The sequence below is a fragment of the Burkholderia sp. WSM2232 genome, assembly GCF_000472545.1.
GTDB lineage: Bacteria > Pseudomonadota > Gammaproteobacteria > Burkholderiales > Burkholderiaceae > Paraburkholderia.
In genome coordinates this window covers 1-7,167 of sequence record NZ_AWZV01000060.1, presented here as the reverse complement: position 1 = coordinate 7,167, position 7,167 = coordinate 1, and the positions used below count along the sequence as shown (strand labels likewise).

Annotated in this window: 2 protein-coding genes; both read right to left on the bottom strand. The window is 68.0% G+C overall.

Annotated features, from left to right (window positions below):
• The coding region (locus F757_RS0129600) for a condensation domain-containing protein (RefSeq protein WP_035467662.1) at positions 1-1,778 on the bottom strand (1,778 nt) is incomplete at its 3' end.
• Positions 1,779-1,949: 171 nt separating this feature from the next.
• On the bottom strand, positions 1,950-7,167 hold a 5,218-nt coding region (locus F757_RS34370; RefSeq protein WP_035467660.1), incomplete at its 5' end, for a non-ribosomal peptide synthetase.

Below are 7,167 nucleotides of genomic sequence, written 5' to 3'. Positions count from 1 at the left end.
ACGCCCCGTGCGACGAGCCGTGCCGCGAGCGATGCCGACCACGCGTCGAGCTGCGCATACGTGAGGCTCGCTTCCTCGCAGCGCAGTGCAATTGCGTCGGGCGTGCGCCTGGCCTGCGCGCCGAGCGCNATGCCGAGCGATTCGAACGCATACCGCTGCAACGGCGCTGCTTCGTACTGCATGGGTAACGTCAGCGATCCAACGCGGCGAGCCACCCCATCAGCCATCTGCGCCAGAACAGCTTCGTACTGCGATGCAATGCGCTCTACCGTGCTGGCATCGAACACATCGGCCGCATAATTGAACATCAGGCGCAGGCCACGCCGGTCGTCGACAACGTTAAGCACCAGGTCGAAACGTGCCGTATCCGTGCCGCCCGCCTCCGGCTCGACGACCAGACCCGGCATTGCTACAGAAGCTTCGCTGGTCGCCTGCTCAAGGTTGAACATTACCTGGAAGAGCGGCGAGCGCCCGAGTTCGCGCTCAATGCGCAACGCGTCGAGAACGCGGCCAAACGGCGCGGCCTGATGCGTGTGCGCCTCGAGCACTCGCGCGTGCAGATTCGCGAGCAGCGCACCGCACGGCATGCTGGCGTGGACGTCCGCCTCGATTACCAGCGTGTTCACAAAGTAGCCGATCAGCCCTTCGGTTTCGCTGCCCTGCCGCCCCGCCGTCGGCACGCCGATCCGCACGCCCGGCTGGCCGCCGTAACGATAGAGAAGCGCCGCATACGCGCCAAGCAGCACAGTAAAGAGCGTCGTGCGCTGCGCGCGCGCAAGCTCACGCAAACGGTCCGCAAGCTCAGGTGCCACGTCGCGGCTCACGCGTGCGCCTTCGTTTCCACGCACAGCGGGGCGCGGCCGGTCCAGCGGCAGCTCCAGCGCGGGACGCTCGACGCCAAGCCGGGTTGTCCAGTACGCCAGATCGTCGGCGAGCGCGCCGTCCTGCCACTCGTGCTGCCACGCGGCGACATCGCCGAAATGGATATCGAGCGGCGGCAGCGCATGAGCCAGCGCAACGCTTTCGCCCGCTAGCGACGCGCGATAGAGGGTTGCGAGTTCGCGAACCAGGAGCGACTGCGACCAGCCATCGGAAACGATGTGATGCACGACGATCAACAGTGCGTAGCACTCCGTATCGATTTTCATGAGGTCGACACGCAGCAACGGCCCGTGCACCAGATCGAACGGCTCGCGGGCGGCTGCACGCAGCGTATCGCGTAGTTCGGTGCGATCATCGAGCGCGCGCTCGCGCCATAGGTAGCCGGCATCGTCAGGCATGCACTGCGCAACGACGCCGCGTGTCTCGACAAATCGCGCACGCAGCGCGCCGTGCCGGGCAACTAATGCATCGAACGCGCGGCGCAACGCGCGCACGTCGAGGCGTCCCGTCAGCCGTAGCGCGCGCGACAGGTTATACGCGGGGTTCGACGGATCGAGCTTCCAGAGGAACCACAGGCGCTCCTGTGCGGGCGTGAGCGGGTACGTTGCCGAACCCGAGCTCGAGGCTGAGGAGCTAGCTGCCGAAGAGGCCAGGCCTACGGTCTCACTCGTGTCATCAACGCCGCGCGCCAGGGGCACGATCCGCAAACGCGCGGGGTCGATGCCCTGCTCGCGCGCCTTCTCGCGAAAACGCTGCCGACGCTTTGGCGACAGCGCGGCATACTTGCGCGCAATCGCGAGGGCCTGGCTCGCAGGACCGCCTGCAGCAGGCGATGAAGTGGAGACAGTGGAAGCCTCCGGCGCTCCGAGCGGTTCTTTGTAGTTCGTAGTCAGCATGGTGTTGTCATCTGAATAGATCAGCGCGAGCATCGCAGCCGCGTATGGGTTCGTGTTTGCGCGATGAACGGCGACGCGGCAACGCAGCGGTGCAGGTCCTGCACACCGGCAGCGACAGGCGAGCACCACGCTCGCCGCCGCTTGCCCCTGCGCACGCCCGCTCTCGCGTTTTCAATCGAGTCGATCGAAGAGGCCATCGAGCGCCTCCAGCTCATCCTTCGCGGTATCAGCCAGCGACGGGCCGGGCCGTGCATCGTCTTCGTCGCGAGAGGACAACACCGCAGCCAGCAACGCGGGCGTCGGGTTCTCAAACAGCGCGCCCAGCGCGACCTTGTGACCGAGTTGCTCCGACAGCCGCGCGACAAGGCGCACTGCCGCGAGCGAGTGTCCGCCGAGCGCAAAGAAGTCGTCGTCGGCCCCGACTCGCGCGAGTCCCAGCACGTCGCCGAAAAGCCGCGCAATCAGCGCTTGCCTTTCGCCAGACGGCTCGATCCACGGCGCCTCGGTTGCGGCCGCGGTCTCGAAGCGCGCGAGCGCGTTGCGATCGAGCTTGCCGTTGGCGGTGCGCGGCAACGCGTCGATTGCGTACAGGGCCGCCGGCATCATGTAGCCCGGCAGGCGTGCGGCGAGCGTCTGCCGCCAGCCGGCCGGCACCCGGCGCGGCTCGCCGCCCGCTTGCCCGACACTTTCATCGACGACATCGCCAACGCCCGCACCAACGACATAAGCGACGAGCCGCGCCTCGGCATCGCCCGCGCCGGGCACGAGTGCGACCGCCGCGTCGAGCACGCCGTCGCAGTCGCGCAGCGCCGCTTCGATCTCGCCCAGCTCGATCCGGTAGCCCCGCAGCTTGACCTGCTGATCGATGCGGCCCAGGCATTCGAATTCGCCGTCGGCGCGCTCGCGGCACAAATCGCCTGTGCGATACATGCGCGCGCCCGGTGAGCCGTACGGGTCCGGTATGAAGCGCTCGGCCGTGAGGCCCGCTCGGCCCAAATATCCGCGTGCCAGATTGTCTCCGCCAATGCACAGCTCGCCAACGCCGCCTGGCGGCGTCAATTGGCCGCTCGCGTCGACGATGCGCAGTGCGTTCGCATGCAAGGCGCGGCCAACCGTGATCGGGCCGCCCTTCGACACGCGGGCGCAACTCGACCAGATGGTCGTCTCCGTGGGACCGTACAGATTCCACACGTCGACGCCGCATTGCGCAAGCTGCGCCGCGAGGTCGGACGGCAACGGCTCGCCGCCCGCGATGCCGGTAAGCCTTCCGCGCGACGCCCCACGCCAGCCCGATTCGAGCAGCACACGCCAGCCGGACGGCGTTGCCTGCATGCAAGTCGCGCCGCTCTCGTCGATGAGCCGCGCGAGCGCGGCGCCGTCCGTCACTGTTCGAGCGTCGGCCATTTCGACGCATGCGCCCCTTGTCAATGGCAGACAGAACTCGAGCAGGGAAATGTCGAACGACGGCGTGGTGACGGACAACAGTACGTCATCCTGATGAAGTCCCGGTTCGATCGCGACGCTCGCAAGCAGCCGCGCGAGCGCGCCGTGCGAGACCGCGACGCCTTTCGGCCGGCCCGTCGAACCTGACGTGTAGATCACGTAGGCCAGCTGCGACAGGTCGCAAGGCAAGGCGGGCGGTGCCGCCGTTGCCGCGTTTTCAGAGTCGGCGGCGGGTGTTCCGCCGACCGGCGCAATCGCGGCGTCCAGCACGATGCGGCCTTCGAGGGCGCGGCCGAGTCGTGCGCGGCCTTCGTCATCCGCGATAACGCGGGTGACGCCCGCGTCGTCCAGCATGCCCACGAGACGCTCGGCGGGGAACGACGGATCGAGCGGCATATAGGCCGCGCCGCTTCGCCACACTCCGAGCATGCTGGCAATCAGCGCCGGCGAACGGCGCATGCAGACCGCCACGCGTTCCTCGCGCGCGACGCCGCTCGCGCGCAAGCGCGCGTCGATCGTCGTGGACCGGCGAGCGAGCGTCGCGTAGTCGAACGCCTCGCCGTTCTGACGGACCGCGATCCGCCGCGGCACCCGGGCCGCTTCCGCCGCAAAGCGCTCGTGACAGGCACGCAGCGTCGGCAGCGACGTCGGCAACGGCTCGGCGCGCGGCGCACCGCGCCGCACCGCGAGTTCGCCGACAAAACGCGGAGCGCGCTCGCCTTCATCGGCGAATTGCTCGAGCAGCGCCAGATATTGCCGCTGCAACTGCTCGACCTGCGCACGCGCAAGGCGACGGCTGTGCCACTGCCATTGCAGCTCGATGCGCGAGGTCGGCAGAATCGTCAGCGTCAGCGGATAGTGCGTGCGCTCGAATGAATCCACGCGGTCGACGCGCAGCCCGTTGGCTTGCGTGGATGCCGCGCGCGTCGCGACCGGGTAGTTCTCGAAGACGATCAGGCTGTCGAAGAGCGCGTCGCCACTGCGGCCCGCCCACTGCTGCAGCGACGCGAGCGGCGTATGTTCGACTTCGCGCATCTCCAGGTTGTAGGACTGCAATGCGTCGAGCCACGCGGCGACCGTCATGTCGCCAGGCACTGTTGCAAGCACAGGCAGGCTGTTGATAAAGAGTCCAAACATTTCGTCCGATCCAGGCAGCGACGTGGGCCGGCCTGCTACTGTCACGCCGAACGCGACCGACCGCTTGCCGCTTAGCCGCGCAAGCAGCACGGCCCACGCCCCCTGCATCAGCGTGTTGAGCGTCACGCGATACCGTTGGGCTGCGCGACGCACTCGCGCATCGAGTGGCGCGTCGAGTTCAAGCACGGTCTTGCAAGACCCGCTCAACGCCTGGTTCGTCACTTCGTTCGGCGCATCGTTCGACTCTGCGCTCCGCACGGTATCGCGCGGCGCGGCGAGGCTCGCGGTGAGCGTGCCCGGATCGTCGGCGGCTTCGAGGCGCTTCGTCCACCAGTCGCGTGCATTGGGCTGGACCGCGAGCCATTCGACATAACGCCGGTACGGCGGCGGCATGCCCGCCGCGACGCGCGCCGGTGCGCCCAGTGCACGCTCGTAGTTGTCGAAAACCTCGGCGAGTAGCCGTGCGCCGCTCCAGCCGTCCGTCAGCACGTGATGATGCGTGCGCACGAGATCGAAGCGGCCATCGGGACGCAGGAAAACGTTGACGCGCATCAGCGGCGCGCGCGACGGATCGATGCCGGTGGCAACGTCGGCCGAGCGCCACGCGGCAAGGCGCGCATCGTAGTCGTGCGCGTCGCGCCAGTCATGCACTGCGAAAGGCAGCACCGCTTCACGCTGCACGATCTGCAACGCGGCCTCGCCATGACGCCACTCGAAGCGGGTGCGCAGCATGTCGTGTCGCGCGATGGCGGCCTGCCACGCGTCGCGCAGCGCAGCGACGTCGAGGCGACCGTCCAGTGTCAATTGCAACTGGTTGACGTACACGCCCTCGCCCTGCTGCAACTCGCTGTGATAGAGCAGACCCTGCTGCAACGGCGTGGCCGGATAAATGTCGGCGACGCCGCCAAGCGCCAGATTCAGCGAGCGCAATTGAGCCTGATCGAGGCCCGACAGCGGGAAGTCCGACGCCGTTGCGCCCGGCGGCGCGGCGACGCAATGCGCGATCAGCGCGTCCACATGTTGGCCGAATGCGGCGACGATGCGCTCGACGCTCTCACGGTCGATCCGCGCCGGGTCGAAGCGCCAGCGCAGCAGCAGCGTTTCGCCGGTGACAATGCTGTTCAGGTCGAGCGCATAGTCGAGGCGTGCGCCCGCGCCGTAGCTGCTGCCGGCATCTTCGGAACTGAAGGCGAAACGCGAGGCGTCGTCGAACGACTGATCGAAGCGCCCCAGATAGTTGAAGCTGATGGCCGGCCGCGGGCGCGCCCGGCTCGCGTCGAGCAATCCCCAATGCAGCCCCTTGTTCGGCACCGCGCGCACGCGTTCCTTGACGGCGACGAGCGCGTCGCCGGGCCCCGCCGGCGCAGCGGGCAGCGCGACCGGAAAACGCGTCGTGAACCAGCCCACGGTACGGCTCAGATCGGCCCCATCAATCACGTCCTCGCGACCGTGGCCTTCCAGTTCGACGGCGATTTCCGCTGCACCGCTCCATGCACCGAGCGCTTGCGCGAGCGCTGCGAGCAGCAGTTCGTCCACGCGCGTCCGGTATGCGCGCGACGCTTTCTGCAGCAGGTCGCGAGTGCGATTTGCGTCGAGTGTCCAGTCGATGGTCGCGCTTTCGGCAACCCGAGTGCCCGCAGGCGCGCGTAACGGAAGCGCGGCAGCGGTGTCGACCACGCGAAGCGCGTCGTTCCACCAGTTTGCTTCGGACTGCACAGCTTCCGATTGTGAATAGCGATGAAGCTCGCGCACCCAGGCGCGCCACGGCATCGACGCCGCGGGTAGCTGGATCGGCTCGTTGCGTTCGGCCTGCTCGTAGGCGGTTTGCAGTTCCTCCAGCAGCACGCGCCACGAGACGCCGTCCACCGACAGGTGGTGGATCGCAATCAGCAGACGCGTTTCGTCCGCTGTCTCGAAGTGGCCGACGCGCCACAGCGGGCCGCGCTCGATGTCGAGACTCGACTGGATGCGCTCGCAGGCGGCTGTGAGGTCGGCGAGGGACGCGAGTTGTTCGTGGCGGACGATCGCGGTTTGGGGCGTGTCCGGGCGTTGCGACACTTCCGCAACCAGCGCAGCATTGTCCGGATGCGCGTGCACCGCCACCGCCATCTGCTTCCACTGCCCCGCCTCACGCACGAATCGCAGCCGAAGCGCGTCGTGACGCACCTCCAGCGCCGCCACCGCCCGCTCCAGCGCCGCAGGCACGAGCCGCCCGCGGACCTTCAGCAATACAGCCTGGTTCCAGTGCGATTCGCCTTGCGGATAACGCTCGAAGAACAGGCGCTGGATCGGCGTCAACGCGAGCGCCGCGCCGTCGTCGACTTCCTGCGTCGCGGGCGCGTCCAGCCGCTGCGCACGCTGCGCGAGACCGCTCACCGTCGGATGCTCGAAGATCTGCCGCGGCGTGAGCCGCCAGCCCGCCTCACGCNCACGCGCGATGATCTGCAGGCTCTGGATTGAGTCGCCNCCCGCTTCGAAGAAGTTGTCGGTGACGCCCAGATCGTCGCGCCCCAGCACCGCGCTCCAGATCGACAGCAGCACCGNNTCNACCTCGTTCGACGGCGCCATCCGCTCGCGCTCGCCCGTTTGCGGCGCGGGCAGCGCGGCGCGNTCGAGCTTGCCGTTGGGCATCCACGGCAGCCGCGCAAGCACCGTCACCGAGGACGGCACCATGTAGCCGGGCAGCCTCTGCTCGAGTTCGCGTTGCAGGTGGGCGGCGTCGAGTGGGAAGGAGGCGGCCGGGTTGCCGTTCGCTGCGTCGGTGTTCGCCGCCGGTGTGTTCGCTGCCGGTGTATTTTCAGTCTGCGTG